At 67.1% G+C, this 14,777-nt stretch carries 11 protein-coding genes; 9 read left to right on the plus strand and 2 right to left on the minus strand.

The genetic code is table 11. The features are described 5' to 3' along the window. Positions 1-6: 6 nt before the first annotated feature. A complete protein-coding gene (locus tag IB229_RS01625) occupies positions 7-4,869 on the minus strand; it encodes an NAD-glutamate dehydrogenase (RefSeq protein ID WP_192324313.1) in 4,863 nt (1,620 codons plus the stop codon). Between the two features lie 267 nt (positions 4,870-5,136). Between IB229_RS01625 and IB229_RS01630 the strand changes: the two genes are divergently transcribed. The 9 genes from IB229_RS01630 to IB229_RS01670 all read left to right on the plus strand — a co-directional run bounded on the left by IB229_RS01630 (position 5,137) and on the right by IB229_RS01670 (position 14,027). Beyond that, positions 5,137-6,003 (plus strand): DUF1353 domain-containing protein, encoded by an 867-nt coding sequence (locus IB229_RS01630; protein ID WP_192324315.1) that lies wholly within the window; start codon positions 5,137-5,139, stop codon positions 6,001-6,003. A 123-nt stretch (positions 6,004-6,126) separates the two neighbouring features. Continuing rightward, positions 6,127-7,086, plus strand: a complete 960-nt coding sequence (locus IB229_RS01635; RefSeq protein ID WP_192324317.1) for an AAA family ATPase — start codon at positions 6,127-6,129, stop codon at positions 7,084-7,086. A gap of 29 nt (positions 7,087-7,115) precedes the next feature. Further along, a complete protein-coding gene (locus IB229_RS01640; protein ID WP_192324319.1) occupies positions 7,116-8,060 on the plus strand; it encodes a DUF58 domain-containing protein in 945 nt (314 codons plus the stop codon). Beyond that, complete coding sequence (locus tag IB229_RS01645; protein ID WP_192324321.1) at positions 8,057-8,551, plus strand: DUF4381 domain-containing protein; 495 nt, start codon at positions 8,057-8,059, stop codon at positions 8,549-8,551. Before IB229_RS01640 ends, IB229_RS01645 begins: the two co-directional genes overlap by 4 nt. Next, a complete protein-coding gene (locus IB229_RS01650; protein WP_192324323.1) occupies positions 8,544-9,563 on the plus strand; it encodes a vWA domain-containing protein in 1,020 nt (339 codons plus the stop codon). Before IB229_RS01645 ends, IB229_RS01650 begins: the two co-directional genes overlap by 8 nt. After that, entirely contained in the window at positions 9,563-11,365 is a 1,803-nt protein-coding gene (locus tag IB229_RS01655) for a VWA domain-containing protein (RefSeq protein WP_192324325.1), read from the plus strand. The genes IB229_RS01650 and IB229_RS01655 overlap by 1 nt, the downstream gene beginning before the upstream one ends. Next, positions 11,362-12,999 carry a BatD family protein gene (locus IB229_RS01660; protein ID WP_192324327.1) on the plus strand — a complete coding sequence of 546 codons (1,638 nt, stop codon included), beginning with the start codon at positions 11,362-11,364 and terminating at the stop codon, positions 12,997-12,999. The genes IB229_RS01655 and IB229_RS01660 overlap by 4 nt, the downstream gene beginning before the upstream one ends. A 29-nt stretch (positions 13,000-13,028) precedes the next feature. Next, positions 13,029-13,646 carry a hypothetical protein gene (locus IB229_RS01665; protein ID WP_192324329.1) on the plus strand — a complete coding sequence of 206 codons (618 nt, stop codon included), beginning with the start codon at positions 13,029-13,031 and terminating at the stop codon, positions 13,644-13,646. A gap of 15 nt (positions 13,647-13,661) precedes the next feature. Further along, entirely contained in the window at positions 13,662-14,027 is a 366-nt protein-coding gene (locus IB229_RS01670) for a VOC family protein (RefSeq protein WP_192324331.1), read from the plus strand. Between the two features lie 148 nt (positions 14,028-14,175). On the opposite strand, the gene IB229_RS01675 is transcribed toward IB229_RS01670, so the two are convergent. Next, on the minus strand, positions 14,176-14,745 hold the full coding sequence (locus IB229_RS01675) for a DUF1285 domain-containing protein (protein ID WP_192324333.1): 570 nt from the start codon (positions 14,743-14,745) through the stop codon (positions 14,176-14,178). Positions 14,746-14,777: the final 32 nt, after the last annotated feature.

The raw sequence follows: 14,777 nt of genomic DNA on the forward strand, positions 1-14,777 counted from the left end.
ACCTGATCAGAGCTCGGGAACGCCCTGCGGGTTGCTCTGCGCCAGGTCCATCAGTTCACGGTTGGCCACCGCGTACATCGCATAATCAGTGCCGGTAGCGGCACGCAATTCGGCGAGCATGGCCAGCCAGCGCTGCACCAGGGTGCGGTGCTGCTCCAGCCAGAAGGCCACCCGCTCCTCGATATCCGCCGGGCCATCGACCATCTGCAGCACCGACACGGTGATGGCGCGCTGCTGCCCGTCGAGGTCGTCACGGAAGGCTTCGCGGGCCAGCGCCTGCCAGTTGTTCTCCACCGGCAGGCTGGTGATCTGCTGTAGGTACCAGGTCAGCTCCAGCGCGCCGCCTACGGCGAAGTAGGCGGTGGCCACTTCCGAGGCGGCCTTGCCGGTGACGTCGGCGGCTTCGATGATCGGCAGCAGCGTGTACAGGTGGCTGGTGCCGGCGACCACGCGGGCCAGTTCTTCCGGTGCGCCGGCTTCGACGAAGCTCTGGTAGCGCGCCAGCCACTGCTCGCGCGCCGGACCTTCGAGCAGTTCGTCCAGGCGCCCGGCCAGTTCGGCCACGCGCGGGCCGAAGTGGCCGACATCGCGGGCCGCGTCCAGCTCGCTGCGACGGCTGCGCAGGAACCAGCGCGTGGCACGCCGACCAAGGCGCATCAGCTCGTCCATCAGCTGCAGCTGCAGGTCGGCCGGCACTGTGTAGTCCAGCGCCTCGATCTGCTTCCACCAGTGCGGCAAACGGAACACATCGCGCACGATGACGTAGGCGCCGGCAACGTTCGCCGCACTCATGCCGGTGGACTCCTTCAGGCGCTGCACGAAGGTGATGCCCATGTGGTTGACCAGGTCGTTGGCGATCTGCGTGCTGACGATCTCGCGCTTCAGGCGATGACGACGCATGGCCTCGCCGAACTTCTTGCTCAGCTGCGCGGGGAACGCCGTGTCCATCTCGCGGGCGAGGTACTCGTCGTCCGGCACCAGCGATTTGAGCAGGGCTTCCTTGAGGTCGATCTTGCTGTAGGAGATCAGCACCGAGAGTTCCGGGCGGGTCAGGCCGCGGCCGTTGGCGGCGCGCTCGTTGAGTTCGTCATCGGTGGGCAGGAACTCCAGCGCGCGGTCGAGCTTGCCGGCCGCCTCGAGTGCCGCCATCAGGCGCTTGTACTCGGCAATGCGTTCACGGGCGCGGCGCTCGGCCAGCGACAGCGCCTGGGTCTGCTTGTAGTTGTTGCCCAGCACCAGGCTGCCCACCGCATCGGTCATCTCGGCCAGCAGCTTGTTGCGCTGCTTGCCGGTCATGTCGCCGGCGGCGACGATCTCATTGAGCAGGATCTTGATGTTGACCTCATGGTCCGAGCAGTCCACGCCACCGGCGTTGTCGATGAAGTCGGTGTTGCTCGCCCCGCCGTTGAGGCCGAACTCGACGCGGCCGAGCTGGGTCATGCCCAGGTTGCCGCCCTCGCCCAGCACCTTGGCGCGCAGCTCACGGCCGTCCACGCGCAGCGCGTCGTTGGCCTTGTCGCCGACGTCGGCATGGCTCTCGCGGCTCGATTTGACGTAAGTGCCGATGCCGCCGTTCCAGATCAGGTCGACCGGCGCCTTGAGCAGCGCATTGAGCAGCTCGGTGGGCGCCAGCTTGTCGGCGCTGATGTCGAAGCGCGCCTTCATTTCCGCGCTGATGGCGATGCTCTTGGCGCTGCGCAGGAAGATGCCGCCGCCCGCGGAAATCAGCGAGGCGTCGTAGTCGGCCCAGCTGGAACGCGGCAGGTCGAACAGACGCTGGCGCTCGACGAAGCTCTTCGCCGCATCCGGGTTGGGGTCGATGAAGATGTGCAGGTGGTTGAAGGCCGCAACCAGCTGCAGCTTGTCCGACAGCAGCAGGCCGTTGCCGAACACGTCGCCGGCCATGTCGCCGATACCGAGCACGGTGACGTTGTCCTTCTGCACGTCGATGCCGCGCTCGCGGAAATGGCGCTGCACCGAGACCCAACCGCCCTTGGCGGTGATACCCATGCCCTTGTGGTCGTAACCGGCCGAGCCACCGGAGGCGAACGCGTCGCCGAGCCAGAAGCCGTATTCATTGGCAATGCCGTTGGCGATGTCGGAGAAGGTCGCGGTGCCCTTGTCCGCCGCCACCACCAGATAGGGATCGTCGGCATCGTGGCGTACCACGTTGGCCGGTGGCACGACCTGGCCTTCCTTGAGGTTGTCGGTGACATCGAGCAGGCCGCTGATGAAGATGCGGTAGCAGGCGATGGCCTCGGCCTGGATATCGTCACGCGAACCGCCGACCGGCAGGCGCCGCGGAATGAAGCCGCCCTTGGCGCCCATCGGCACGATCACCGCGTTCTTCACCTGCTGCGCCTTGACCAGGCCGAGCACCTCGGTGCGGAAGTCCTCCTCGCGGTCGGACCAGCGCAGGCCGCCACGGGCCACGTCGCCGAAACGCAGGTGCACGCCCTCGACGCGCGGGCAGTAGACGAAAATCTCGAACTTCGGCACCGGCCGCGGGATCTCCGGGATCGCCCGCGGGTTGAGCTTGAAGCTGAAGTACGACTTGGCCTGGCCATCGGCGCCGGGCTGGTAGAAGTTGGTGCGCAGGGTGGCCTTGATCAGGTCCAGGTAGCGCCGCAGGATGCGGTCCTCGTTGAGCACCGCGACGTTGTCCAGGGCGCTGAGAATCGCCTGTTCGAGCTTCTGCTGCTTGTCTTCCAGGTCTTCGGCGGTGAGCTTGCGCGCCAGGTAGAAGCGCGTCTTGAACAGGCGCACCAACTCCTTGGCGATGTCCGCGTGGTTGAGCAGCGTGCTGGCAATGTAGGACAGGTCGAAGCCCAGGCGGATCTGCTTGAGGTAACGCGCGTAGGCCCGCAGCAGGGCCACGTCGCGCCACGGCATCGAGGCGGTCAGCACCAGGCGGTTGAAAGCGTCGTTCTCGGCCGCGCCCTCGACGATCTGCACGAAGGCGTCCTGCAGCGTTTCATTGAGCTGCTGGATGTCAGCATCGGCGCCCATGGCGCTGGTGAAGGCGAAGTCGTGAATCCAGAACTCGCGGCCATCGGCGCGGCGCATGCGGTAGGGAAACTCACCAAGCACGCGCAGGCCGAGGTTCTCCAGAATCGGCAACACGTCGGACAGCGGCAGCGGCGTGTCGGCGTGGTACAGCTTGCAGTGCAGCTCCTGATCACCCTGCACCAGCGGCTGGTAGAAGCTCATCACCAGCGGCCGCTCCTCGGAGAGGCTGCGCAGGTGCTGCATGTCGATCACCGCCGAGTGCGGGGCGAAGCGCTCGCGGTAACCGGCCGGGAAGCTGTTGGGGAAGTCGCTGAGCACGCGCGTGCCCTTGGCTTCGCCGAAGCTCTCGACCACCAGCCCGGCGTAGTCGTCCTTCCACGAACGGCAGGCCTGGATGACTTCGCGTTCGAGCTGCTGCGGGTCGATGTTGAGCTTGGTCTTCGGGTCGATCTTGAGGATGAACTGCACCCGCGCCAGCACCGACTCGGAGAAGTAGGTCCAGAACTCGCAGTCGCTGGCCTGCAGGCGGTCGACCAGCACCTGCTGGATGCGCAGGCGGCTTTCGGTGGAGTACACGTCGCGCGGCACGTAGGCCAGGGCGTAGACGAAGCGTCCGTAGGGGTCGAAGCGCAGGAACAGGCGAACCTTGTTGCGCTCCTGGATCTGCACGATGGCCAGCGCGGTGTTGAACAGCTCGTCGACCGGGGTCTGGAACAGGTCGTCGCGCGGCAGCACCTCGAGCACCTTGACCAGCTCCTTGCCCAGGTGGCCCTGGGCAGCGAAGCCGGAACGTTTCTCCACCTCGGCGATCTTGCGCCGGATGAAGGGAATCTCGCGCACGCTCTGGCTGTACACCGTGGAGGTGTAGATGCCGAGGAAGCGGCATTCCTTGACCACCTTGCCCTTGGCGTCCAGCTCGCGGATGGAGACGAAGTCCGGGTAGGCCGGGCGGTGCACGCGGCTTGGCAACGCGGCTTTGGCGAACGACAGCAGCATCGGCTCGCGCAGGTAGTTCACCGCGTAGGACTCGATGTGCAGCTCGTCCTTGCTCAGGCCGCTGCGCAGGTGCTTGGACAGGCCCAGCAGCGACTGCTCGTCGTACGTGATGTAGCCGCCGTCGGCTTCTTCATGGACGGTGAATTCTTCATAGCCGAGGAAGGTGAAGTGGCTGTCCAGCAGCCACTCGAGGAACACCTTGATCTCCGCCAGTTCGGCGTCATCGACCTTGAGCTTGGCCTTGCCCAGCCAGGTCAGCAGTTCCTGCGCCTTGGCGCGCATCGGCTGGAAGTCGGCGACGGTCAGGCGTACCTCCTGCAGCACCTCCTGCAAGGCCTTCTCCAGGCTCTTCATGTCGGTGCTGCTGGCGCAGCGGTCGATCTCCAGGAACATCAGCGATTCCTGCAGCACGTCCTTGCCGCTGCTGCCCTTGGGCAGCACTTCCTGCAACGCACCCTGCTTGTTGCGACGCACGCTGATCACGCTGTTTTGCAGGGTGTGGATGCTGTGGCCGCGGCGGTTCAGCTCCATGCGCACGGAGTCGACCAGGAACGGGATGTCGTGGTGCAGCACTTCCACCACGGTGTGGGTGGACTGCCAGCCGTGCTTCTCGTAGTCGGGGTTGTAGACCCGCACCACCGGTGCGCCATGGTCGAAACGCTCGAGCAGCCGCCAGGACGACAGCGTGCAGCCGGCGAGGTCGGAAAGCCGACGCTGGGTCAGCTCGTCGAGGGAAACGATGCCGAAGAATTGCTCGGCGAACAGGGCCACTTGTGGCAACGCCTGTTCACCGACGTGCTGCGCCAGAACCGCTTGCAGTTGATGCTGAAAGTCGGCTTTGCTGGCCGCCGTGAAAAACGCCATGGTGATGCTCCGCTGGACTTGTTATTCGTGGAGACGCCGCGCGGTTCCGCACGTGGAACCCTGCACCGCGGCCCTGAGTCAGGACAGTCTAGGACATCCCCGAAACCAGGCAGTGCACGCGACGACCAATTGGTCACGCCCAGCTTAGCGACAGCGCGTGACACCACGCTTGCAGCCCTGCGACATATTCGTTCATCGCCATGCAGGCCTGCCGCCACGGCAGCGCACCTGCTACCGTGCGCCATCCAGCAGTCGGACCGGTGACGCATGCGCGCGCTTCCCATCAAACGTTCCGTGGTCTTCAACTACAGCACCCTGTTCGTCACGCTCGTGGGCAGCGCCCTGCTCGGCCTGGCCTGGCTGCTGCGCCCGCAGTGGCTAGCGCCCTTGCTGGGTATCGGTCTGCTGGTCTACCTGGGCGTGATGCTGCCGCTGCTGATCGGTCGCCGTGCGCGTGTGCACAACGCGCGCCTGGCGCAGCAGGCGAGCATCGCCAAGTGGGGCTTCGCCAGCCGTGATCGCGCCGGCCCCTGGCTCAACTACATCGACTACCCACTGGTGCAGCACGACCCGCTGTTCGCCGGGCGCTACTTCTATGGGGAATGGCTGGTGATCCACGACGGCCTGCTGTTGATCAACCCCGGCCAGTCCGCTGTCGACCTGGCCCGCGGCGAAGTGCGCTACGCCTTTGATCAGCCGCGCACCTACGCCTGGGATGGCTGCACGCCGAAGATCTCGTTCTTCTGGCTGGCCCTGTTCGGCACGCCGGACTGGTGGGACACCCGCACCACCCTGCACGTCGTCGAGCAGGGCCGGCTGCAGCACAAGCCGGTGCTGTGGCCACTGGCCCACCATGCCAGCCTGGTGCACGACGCCCTGTACCAGTACCTGAATGTCGCGCCGGTGCGCAAAGCCGAGGCCGATCGCCTGTTCCAGCGCATGCTGCGCGAGGCCGGCATGGCCGCCCCGGTCGCCTTCGTCTACTACCTGGCGGTACGCCTCGGCGGCGCGCGGCGCATGCGCGGCGTGCACAACAGCAACAGCGCCTTGCGCTGCCTCAGCCCGATGCCCGGGCACAGCGCGCCGGCTGGCGCAGATCCTGCTGTGCGTGGCGAGGCGTGCAGCAGCCCCTGACACGGTGAACTGCCACCCATTGCGCCACCGGGCTATCCCACGAGGTCGCGGCAATGCATTACAGTAGCCGCCCCGATCGGGTGTGTTCGGCGGCCCGTCAGTCCCTTTCCAGGAAGAACCTCGATGGAACATCGTGAGGCGTTACTCGCGCTGCGCAACTTTCTCGCAACCCAGATTCTCGGTCAGGAGAAGCTCATCGAGCGCCTGCTGATCGCCCTGCTGGCGGACGGTCACCTGCTCGTCGAAGGCGCACCCGGCCTGGCCAAGACCAAGGCGATCAAGGAACTGGCCGAAGGCATCGAAGGCGAATTCCACCGCATCCAGTTCACCCCCGACCTGCTTCCGGCGGACATCACCGGCACCGAGATCTACCGCCCGGAAACCGGCAGCTTCGTGTTCCAACAGGGGCCGATCTTTCACAACCTGGTGCTGGCCGACGAGATCAACCGCGCCCCGGCCAAGGTCCAGTCGGCGCTGCTCGAAGCCATGGCCGAGCGCCAGGTGTCGATTGGCCGCAGCACCTACAACCTGTCGCCGCTGTTCCTGGTCATGGCCACGCAGAACCCGATCGAACAGGAAGGCACCTACCCGCTGCCCGAAGCGCAGCTCGACCGCTTCCTGATGCACGTGAAGATCGGCTTCCCCGACGCCAGCGTCGAACGCAAGATCCTCGCCCAGGCGCGTGGCGATGCCCTCAACGGTGAGGACAAACCCGAGCGCCGCGTGACCCAGCAGGCGATCTTCGCCGCACGCAAGGAAATCCTCGGCCTGTACATGGCCGACGCCGTGGAGGAATACCTGGTGCAGCTGGTGATGGCCACGCGCAACCCGGCCAAGTTCGACCCGGAGATGGCCGAGTGGATCGCCTACGGCGCCAGCCCGCGCGGCTCCATTTCCCTCGACCGCTGCGCTCGTGCCCACGCCTGGCTGGCCGGACGCGACTTCGTCAGCCCGGAAGACATCCAGGCCGTGCTGTTCGACGTACTGCGCCACCGCATCATCCTGTCGTTCGAGGCCGAGGCCGCCGGCATCGACCAGGACCGCGTGCTGCAGCGCATCCTCGACGTGGTCGCGGTGGCCTGATGCACGTCCCCCCCCGAGCGCGCTGACCGATGCACGCCCAGCCCACGCAACCCGGTATTCGCGTCAGCCTTGCCGAGCTGATCGAGATGCGCCATCGCGTGCGCGAAGTGCAGCTGTTCTCCACGCCAGCCAAGCGCAGCCCGCTGATCGGCCTGCACCACTCCAAGCTGCGCGGGCGCGGCGTGGACTTCGACCAGGTGCGCGTCTACCAGCCCGGCGACGACGTGCGCACCATCGACTGGCGCGTCACCGCGCGCACCCAAGAGCCGCACACCAAGCTGTTCCATGAAGAACGCGAGCGCCCGGTGTTCATCATGGTCGAGCAGAGCCGGCGGCTGTTCTTCGGCTCCGGGCTGCAATTCAAGTCGGTGCTCGCCGCCCAGGCCGCCGCGCTGTTCGGCTGGGCCGCGCTGGGCCACAACGACCGCATCGGCGGCCTGGTCTTCGGCGACCACGAACACCACGAGATCAAACCGCGACGCAGCAAGCAGAGCCTGCTGCAACTGCTCAACCGTCTGAGCCGCGCCAACCAGGCGCTGCACGGCGATGCCAGCGCCGAACGCGACGCCTTCGGCCTGGCCCTGCGCCGCGCGCGCGAAGTGCTGCGCCCCGGCAGCCTGGTGATCATCCTCTGCGACGAACGCGCCCTCGGCGACGCCGCCGAACAGCAACTGACCCTGCTCGCCCGGCACACCGATCTGGTCCTGCTGCCGGTCTCCGACCCGCTCGACCACGCCCTGCCGACCGCCGGCCTGCTGCGCTTCGCCGAACGCGGCGCGCAGCTGGAACTCGACACCCACAACCCCGACCTGCGCGAGGCCTACCGCCAGCTCGGCGAACAGCGCCAGGCCCGCTGGCAGCGCCTGACGCAGAAGCTCGGCGTGCCGCTGCTGTCGCTGTCCACGGCGGGCGAGCTGGTCACTCAGCTGCGCGACCACCTCAGCAGCCAGCAACGCGCAGGTAAGCGCCTGTGAACCCGCTCGACGAACTGCAGCCGACCATCGCCCCGCTGCCCATCAGCTGGTGGCCACCGGCACCCGGCTGGTGGCTGCTCATCGTGCTGACGCCGCTGCTGCTCTGGGGCCTGTGGTACCTGCGCCGCTACCTGCCACGCAAACAGCGGGCGGAACAGGCCGAACAGGTGCTCGACCCGCTGCGCCAGGCCGCGCTGGACGAACTCGCCGCCCTGCCCCGGCCCTACGACGGCCAGCCGGCCGGCCCCTGGCTGCAACAGCTCAACGCCCTGCTCAAGCGCCTGGCCCGCGCCCACTACCCACAAGACAACAGCCACATTCTTAGCGGCCGTAGCTGGCTGGCGTTTCTCGACAGCCGCTGCCCGGCCGCCGGCCTGACGCGCTGGATGATCCTTGTCGAAGGCGGTTACCGCGCCGGCTGCACCCTCGACGACAAGGCCATCGACGGCTTGCAGCAAGCCGTGGCCACCTGGATTCGCAAGCATGTTTGAGTTCGCCTGGCCCTGGTTGCTGCTCCTCGCCCCGCTGCCCTGGCTGCTGCGCGTGCTGTTGCCGCCGGCGGACAGTGGCGAGGCGGCGCTCAAAGTCAGCTTCCTCAGCGAGCTCGAAGGCCTCAGCGGTCGCCGCGCCCGCGCCAACCTGCCGGCCTGGCGCCAGCAGGCGCCGTTCGTGCTGCTCTGGCTGCTGCTGCTGGTTGCGGCCGCCCGCCCGGAATGGGTCGGCGATCCGTTGCCGTTGCCGGCCAGTGGCCGCGACCTGCTGCTGGCCGTGGACGTATCCGGCTCGATGGCCTACAGCGACATGCAATGGCAGGACGAGGAAATCTCCCGCCTGGAACTGGTGAAGAAGCTTTTCGGCGACTTCGTCGAGGACCGCCGCGGTGATCGCATCGGCCTGATCCTCTTCGGCAGTCGCGCCTACCTGCAATCGCCGCTGACCTTCGACCGCCACACCGTGCGCGTCTGGCTCGACGAGGCACTGATCAATATCGCCGGCCCGCAGACCGCCATCGGCGATGCCATCGGCCTGGCGGTCAAGCGCCTGCGCCAGCGCCCAGCCGATGCGCGCGTGCTGGTGCTGATCACCGACGGTGCCAACAACGGCGGTCAGATCGACCCGCGCACGGCCGCACGCCTGGCCGCCGACGAGAAGGTCAAGATCTACACCATCGGCATCGGCTCCGATCCGCGGCAGAGCGGGATCATGGGCATGCTCGGCCTCAACCCCGGCGTCGACCTTGACGAAGCGACACTGATCGACATAGCCGAGCAGACGGGCGGCACCTACTTCCGTGCGCGCAATGCCGAAGAGCTGAGCGACATCGAGGAAGCCCTCGACCGCCTGGAGCCGGCCGCGCAACTGCCGACGCGCGCGCGCCCCGCGCTGGCCCTGTACTGCTGGCCGCTGGGCCTGGCCCTGCTGCTGAGCCTGGGCCTGGTCGGCAACATTCTCTGGCCGCAGCACCTGCAGACGCTGCGCAGCAAATTCGGAGGACGCGCCTGATGGACGTCGGCTCGTTCTGGCCACACTGGCTGCGCCCCTTCTGGCTGCTGGTTCTGCCGCTGCTGGCGTGGCTGTTCTGGCTGCTCTGGCACCGCGAACGGCGCAGCGGGCGCTGGCAGTTGCTGCTGCCGCCGGCCTTCCACGCCGCGCTGCTCGGCGGCGGGCGCGAACGTGACAACCGCCTGCCCTGGCTGGCCCTTGGCCTGGCCTGGATACTGGCCCTGCTGGCGCTGCTCGGGCCAAGCTGGCAGCGCGTCGAGCTGGCCAGCCAGAAGCGCGCCGACCCGCTGGTGGTGGTGCTCGAACTGACCCCGGCGATGCTCGCCGGCGACGCCGCGCCCAATCGCCTGGAACAGGCCAAGCGCAAGATCATCGACCTGCTGCGCGCGCGCAGCGATGCGCAGACGGCCATCGTCGTCTATGCCGGCAGCGCCCACACCCTGCTGCCGCTGTCCGACGACCTCTCTGCGGCGCGCAACCTGCTGGACGTGATCAAGCCGTCGATCATGCCCGAGCCGGGCCGACGCGCCGACCTCGCGGTGCAGCGCGCCCTCGCCCTGCTCGACCAGGGCGCGCAGGGCAATGGCCGCCTGCTGCTGATCGGCAGCGAACTGAGCAGCGAGGAACGCGCCGGCATCCGCCAGGCCCTCGGTGAGCGCAGCCAGCGCCTGAGCATCCTCGGCATCGGCACGGCCCAGGGCGCGCCGATCCAGCGCGAAGACGGCAGCTTCCTCAAGGACAACCAGGGCGCGATCCTCCTGCCGCGTCTGGATAGCAGCGGCTTGCGTCGCTTCGCCGGTGAACTCGGTGGGCAGTACGGCAAAGTGCGCCTGGATGACCGCGACCTGCGCGATCTCGGCCTGCTCGACGGTCCCAAGAGCCTGCGCGAAGACGGTGAACCGACCCAGCTGACCACCTGGGCCGACCAGGGCCACTGGTTCCTCCTGCCCCTGTTGCTGCTCGCCGCCTGCGCCGGGCGTCGTGGCTGGCTGTTCTGCCTGCCGCTGGTGCTGCTGGCCACGCCGCAGCCGAGCTACGCCTTCGACTTCGCCGACCTGTGGCTGCGCCCCGACCAGCAGGGCCAGCGCCTGCTCGATGCCGAGCGGCCCAAGGACGCCGCGCAGCGCTTCCTCGACCCGCAGTGGCAGGGTGAAGCGCTGTACCGCGCCGGCGACTACCCGGCGGCGGCCGAGCGCTTCGCCCAGAGTGATAGCGCCAGCGCCCACTACAACCGCGGCAATGCCCTGGCCAAGAGCCACGAGCTGGAAGCCGCGCTGGACGCTTATGACCAGGCCCTGGAGCAACAGCCCGACCTGCAGGCCGCCCAGCACAACCGCGCCCTGGTGCAGCAGGCTCTGCAACAGCAGAAGCAGCAACAGCAGCAACAATCCGGCGACCAGGACTCGCAGCAGCAGAGTGACGGTGAGCAACCGCAGCCGTCCGATGCAGCAAACCCGCAATCCGGCAGCGGCCAACCGGCGCAACCCGGGCAGCAGGACGCCAAGGGCGAGAACGGCCAAGCGGGTAACCCCGAGGACGCCACGCAGCAGTCCGGCAGCGACAACGCGCAACAGAAGCAGACCCCGGGCGACGAGCCGGGTGACGACAAGACCCAAGACCAAGTCAATGGTGCCCAGGGCGAGAAAGGCGACAAGGCCGGCACCGCCCAGCAGGAGCCACTCGGTGGCGAGCGACGCGACGAGCTGGAACAATGGCTGCGGCAGATTCCCGACGAACCCGGCGAGCTGCTGCGGCGCAAATTTCTCTATGAACAGCAACAGCGTCAGGAACAGTCTCGATGAGCCGCCTGCTTTGTGCCCTCTTCCTCTGCCTCTTCGCCCTGCATGCCGGCGCGACCAGCCTGACCGCGACGGTGGACCGCGCGCGCCTGAGCGAAGGTGAAAGTGTCGACCTGATCCTCGAAACCGACGAGATCACGGTGTTCGGCAAACCCGATCTGGAGCCGCTCAAGCCGCTGTTCGACGTGCTCAGCACGCGTCAGGAAAGCCACGTCTCGACCTTCAACGGCAAGAACAGCCGCACCACCCGCTGGATCATCACCCTGCAACCGCTCACCACCGGTTTTGTCGTGGTGCCACCGCTGAGCTTCGGCAATGCACGCAGCGAGGCGATCACCCTGCAGGTGCTACCGGCCAGCAACAGCGATGCCAGCGGCAAGCTGGCGCCGATCTTCATCGACGCCAGCCTTGATCAGGAAAGCGTCTACGTGCAGGCGCAGACCGTGCTGACCCTGCGCATCTACCATTCGGTGTCACTGTTCGACGACAGCAGCCTGACCCAGCTGCAGATGCCCGATGCGCGTATCGAGCAGCTCGGCGAGCCGCGCACCTACGAGAAGACCATCAACGGCGTGCGCCACGGCGTGATCGAAGTGCGCTACGCCATCTTCCCGCAGAAGAGCGGCGAGTTGACCATCCCCGCGCAGACCTTCAGCGCCACGCCGGTGCAGCGTTCCTCGGCGGATGACTACAACCCGTTCGGTCCGCGTCCGGGGCGGTTGAGCCGCGTCGAGTCGCCGCAGATCCCGCTGACGGTGAAACCCAAGCCGGCCGATTACCCGGCTGACGCCCCCTGGCTGCCCGCGCGCGCCATTACCCTCAGCGAGGCCTGGAACCCCGAGCCGAACAAGGCCAGCGTCGGCGACTCGCTGACCCGCAGCATCATGCTGCGCGCCGAAGGCCTGTCCAGCGCGCAGCTGCCGCCGCTGCCGGCGAGCCAGGCCGATGGCCTGCGCCGTTACCCCGACCAACCGCAACTGAGCAACCAGACCGACGAGCGTGGCGTCATCGGCAGCCGCGAAGAACGTGAAGCGCTGGTGCCGAGCCAGAGCGGACAGATCAACCTGCCGGAACTGCAGGTGGTGTGGTGGAACACCGTGGACGATCGCCTGGAGCGCAGCAGCCTGCCAGCACGCACCCTGCAGGTGGCGAGCAACCCTGATCTGGAAGTGGAAGCACCGGCGCCCGCTGCGGCCCAGGGCAACAACGCCGAGATGCCGCTGCTGTGGCCCTGGCAGCTGGCCTGCGCCCTGCTGAGCGGCAGCACCCTGCTCGGCTTCGGCCTGTGGTGGCGCGCCCGCCGCCAGCCGGCGATTCTACCGACCGCGCAGACCGGCCCCAGCCCGCGCACCCTGCTCGACGACCTCAAACGCGCCTGCCAGGCCAACGACAGCCAGGCCACCCGTCAGGCCCTCGATGCCTGGGCGCGCCAGCAGCCGGAAACCCTGGCGGACATGGCTGCGCGCTTCGCGCCCCTGTCGGAAACCCTCGACGGCCTCAACGGCGCGCTGTACAGCGAAACCGGCCAGCGCTGGCAGGGCGAAGACCTGTGGCGCGCGATCCGCAGCCTGCCGCCGCTGGAAACCCCGAGCAGCCAGCAGGAACCCAGCCCGCTGCCACCGCTCTACCCGCGCTGATGCGCTGACCCATTCGAGACAGGACGCTCATGACCCTCAAGGAAGAACTGGCCGCCTTCTACCGGCGCTGCGGCTTCAGCGACACCGCCGACCGCCAGGCCTGCACCGTGCCGGTGTACACCGGCTGCCTGCTGGTGCCGCTGCCGAATATCGAGACGCGCCATGTCTACCTCAAGTACCACGACCTACACCACGTGGCGACCGGCTACAGCACCGGGCGCATCGGCGAAGGCGAGGTCAGCGCCTGGGAGCTGGGTACCGGGTCGATGTGGCATTCGCCGCTGCTGGGCACGATGAACCTGATCGCCCTGTCGACCGGCCTGGTGCTGGAGCCCAAGCGCATGTGGCGCGCCTTCCGCCGCGGCTGCCGCAGTCGCAACCTGTATCCGCTGCAGATGCGCCACGACATCGACGCCGAGCGCTGGCCGGACCTCGCCAGCCTGCGCGAAACTCTGCTCGACAGCCGCCCGGACGCCCTGCCCCTGCCGCTACGCGCCCTGGAGTTCGCCGCCTACTCGGGCATCGCCATGCTGATCCACGCACTGATCGCGATTCCTGCCATGTGCACGCGGGTGGTCACCGACATCGGCCTGGGCTACAGCTTTATCCAGGCGATCAAGCCGGCCAAGCGCACCGATCTTTACTGAGCCAGGGAGAACCACATGGCCAATTTGAATACCGTGGAAATCAAGGCGTTCGTGCCGGCCAAGGATTTTGCCCGTTCCAAGGCGTTCTATCAGGCACTGGGCCTGCGCATGGCCTCGGACAGCGATGGCGTGGCCTATTTCCATCACGGCAACACCAGCTTCCTGCTGCAGGATTACTACGTCGCCGAACTGGCCGAGAACCTGATGATGCACCTGCTGGTGGAAGACGTTGAGGCATGGTGGCAACAGGTGCTGGCCTCGGGTGTCGCGGAAGACTTCGGCGTGCGCCTGGTGCCGCCGCAGGATCAGCCCTGGGGCATGCGCGACTTCGTGCTGTTCGATCCATCCGGCGTGCTCTGGCGCATTGCGCAGAACATCTGAAACCTGTTTTGGAGCTTTTGATCGTCGGCCATGCTGCGTTGATTGGGCTCCGACTGCTCATTTACAGCTCGTAAACGTCGCGCCCTCGCCCAATTTCGCCTTGCCTGGCTCTAGCTCAAAAGCCCCAAAATCAGGTTTACGCGCCGCGCTATTGCGGCTGCGGGCCGATGGGGAAGAACACGCCGCCGCTCCACACGCCCAGCCAGGTCACGCCATCGATCTCGCGCGGCACGGCGATGTCGACCAACTGATAGAACACGTTGCGGTGGATCAGCGCTTCCAGGTTGCTGCGCACATGCAGGTACGGCGCGGGCTCTTCGGTCTCGGCGTCCAGCTCGACCCGCAGCGGGTGCTCGGCACCGGCCTCGATCTCGTCGTCCACGTTGCTGGTGAAACGCAGCACCTGCTGCTCGCCTTCGCCCTCGACCTGCAGGCTGACCGCCACGAATGGGGCGTCGTCGACGGTGATGCCGACCTTCTCCACCGGCGTCACCAGGAAGTAGTCGTCGCCGTCGCGGCGGATGATCGTGGAGAACAACTTGACCATCGGCTTGCGCCCGATCGGCGTGCCCAGGTAGTACCAGGTGCCATCGCGGGCGATGCGCATGTCGATGTCGCCACAGAAATCCGGGTTCCACAGGTGCACCGGTGGCAGTCCCTTCTTCTCACCCTTGGGAATCTGCGCCAGCAGGTCGTTGGCTTTACCCGGATCACTCATCACATTTCTCCGCTTACGGTTCTGGTTTCCCC

This window comes from Pseudomonas sp. PDM14, assembly GCF_014851905.1.
Classification (GTDB): Bacteria; Pseudomonadota; Gammaproteobacteria; order Pseudomonadales; family Pseudomonadaceae; genus Aquipseudomonas.

Excerpts from the sequence above, each read along its gene's own strand:
- IB229_RS01625 (WP_192324313.1), bottom strand. The coding sequence starts at position 4,869 with ATGGCGTTTTTCACGGCGGCCAGCAAAGCCGACTTTCAGCATCAACTG.
- IB229_RS01630 (WP_192324315.1), top strand. The coding sequence starts at position 5,137 with ATGCGCGCGCTTCCCATCAAACGTTCCGTGGTCTTCAACTACAGCACC.
- IB229_RS01635 (WP_192324317.1), top strand. The coding sequence starts at position 6,127 with ATGGAACATCGTGAGGCGTTACTCGCGCTGCGCAACTTTCTCGCAACC.
- IB229_RS01640 (WP_192324319.1), top strand. The coding sequence starts at position 7,116 with ATGCACGCCCAGCCCACGCAACCCGGTATTCGCGTCAGCCTTGCCGAG.
- IB229_RS01650 (WP_192324323.1), top strand. The coding sequence starts at position 8,544 with ATGTTTGAGTTCGCCTGGCCCTGGTTGCTGCTCCTCGCCCCGCTGCCC.
- IB229_RS01655 (WP_192324325.1), top strand. The coding sequence starts at position 9,563 with ATGGACGTCGGCTCGTTCTGGCCACACTGGCTGCGCCCCTTCTGGCTG.
- IB229_RS01660 (WP_192324327.1), top strand. The coding sequence starts at position 11,362 with ATGAGCCGCCTGCTTTGTGCCCTCTTCCTCTGCCTCTTCGCCCTGCAT.
- IB229_RS01665 (WP_192324329.1), top strand. The coding sequence starts at position 13,029 with ATGACCCTCAAGGAAGAACTGGCCGCCTTCTACCGGCGCTGCGGCTTC.
- IB229_RS01670 (WP_192324331.1), top strand. The coding sequence starts at position 13,662 with ATGGCCAATTTGAATACCGTGGAAATCAAGGCGTTCGTGCCGGCCAAG.
- IB229_RS01675 (WP_192324333.1), bottom strand. The coding sequence starts at position 14,745 with ATGAGTGATCCGGGTAAAGCCAACGACCTGCTGGCGCAGATTCCCAAG.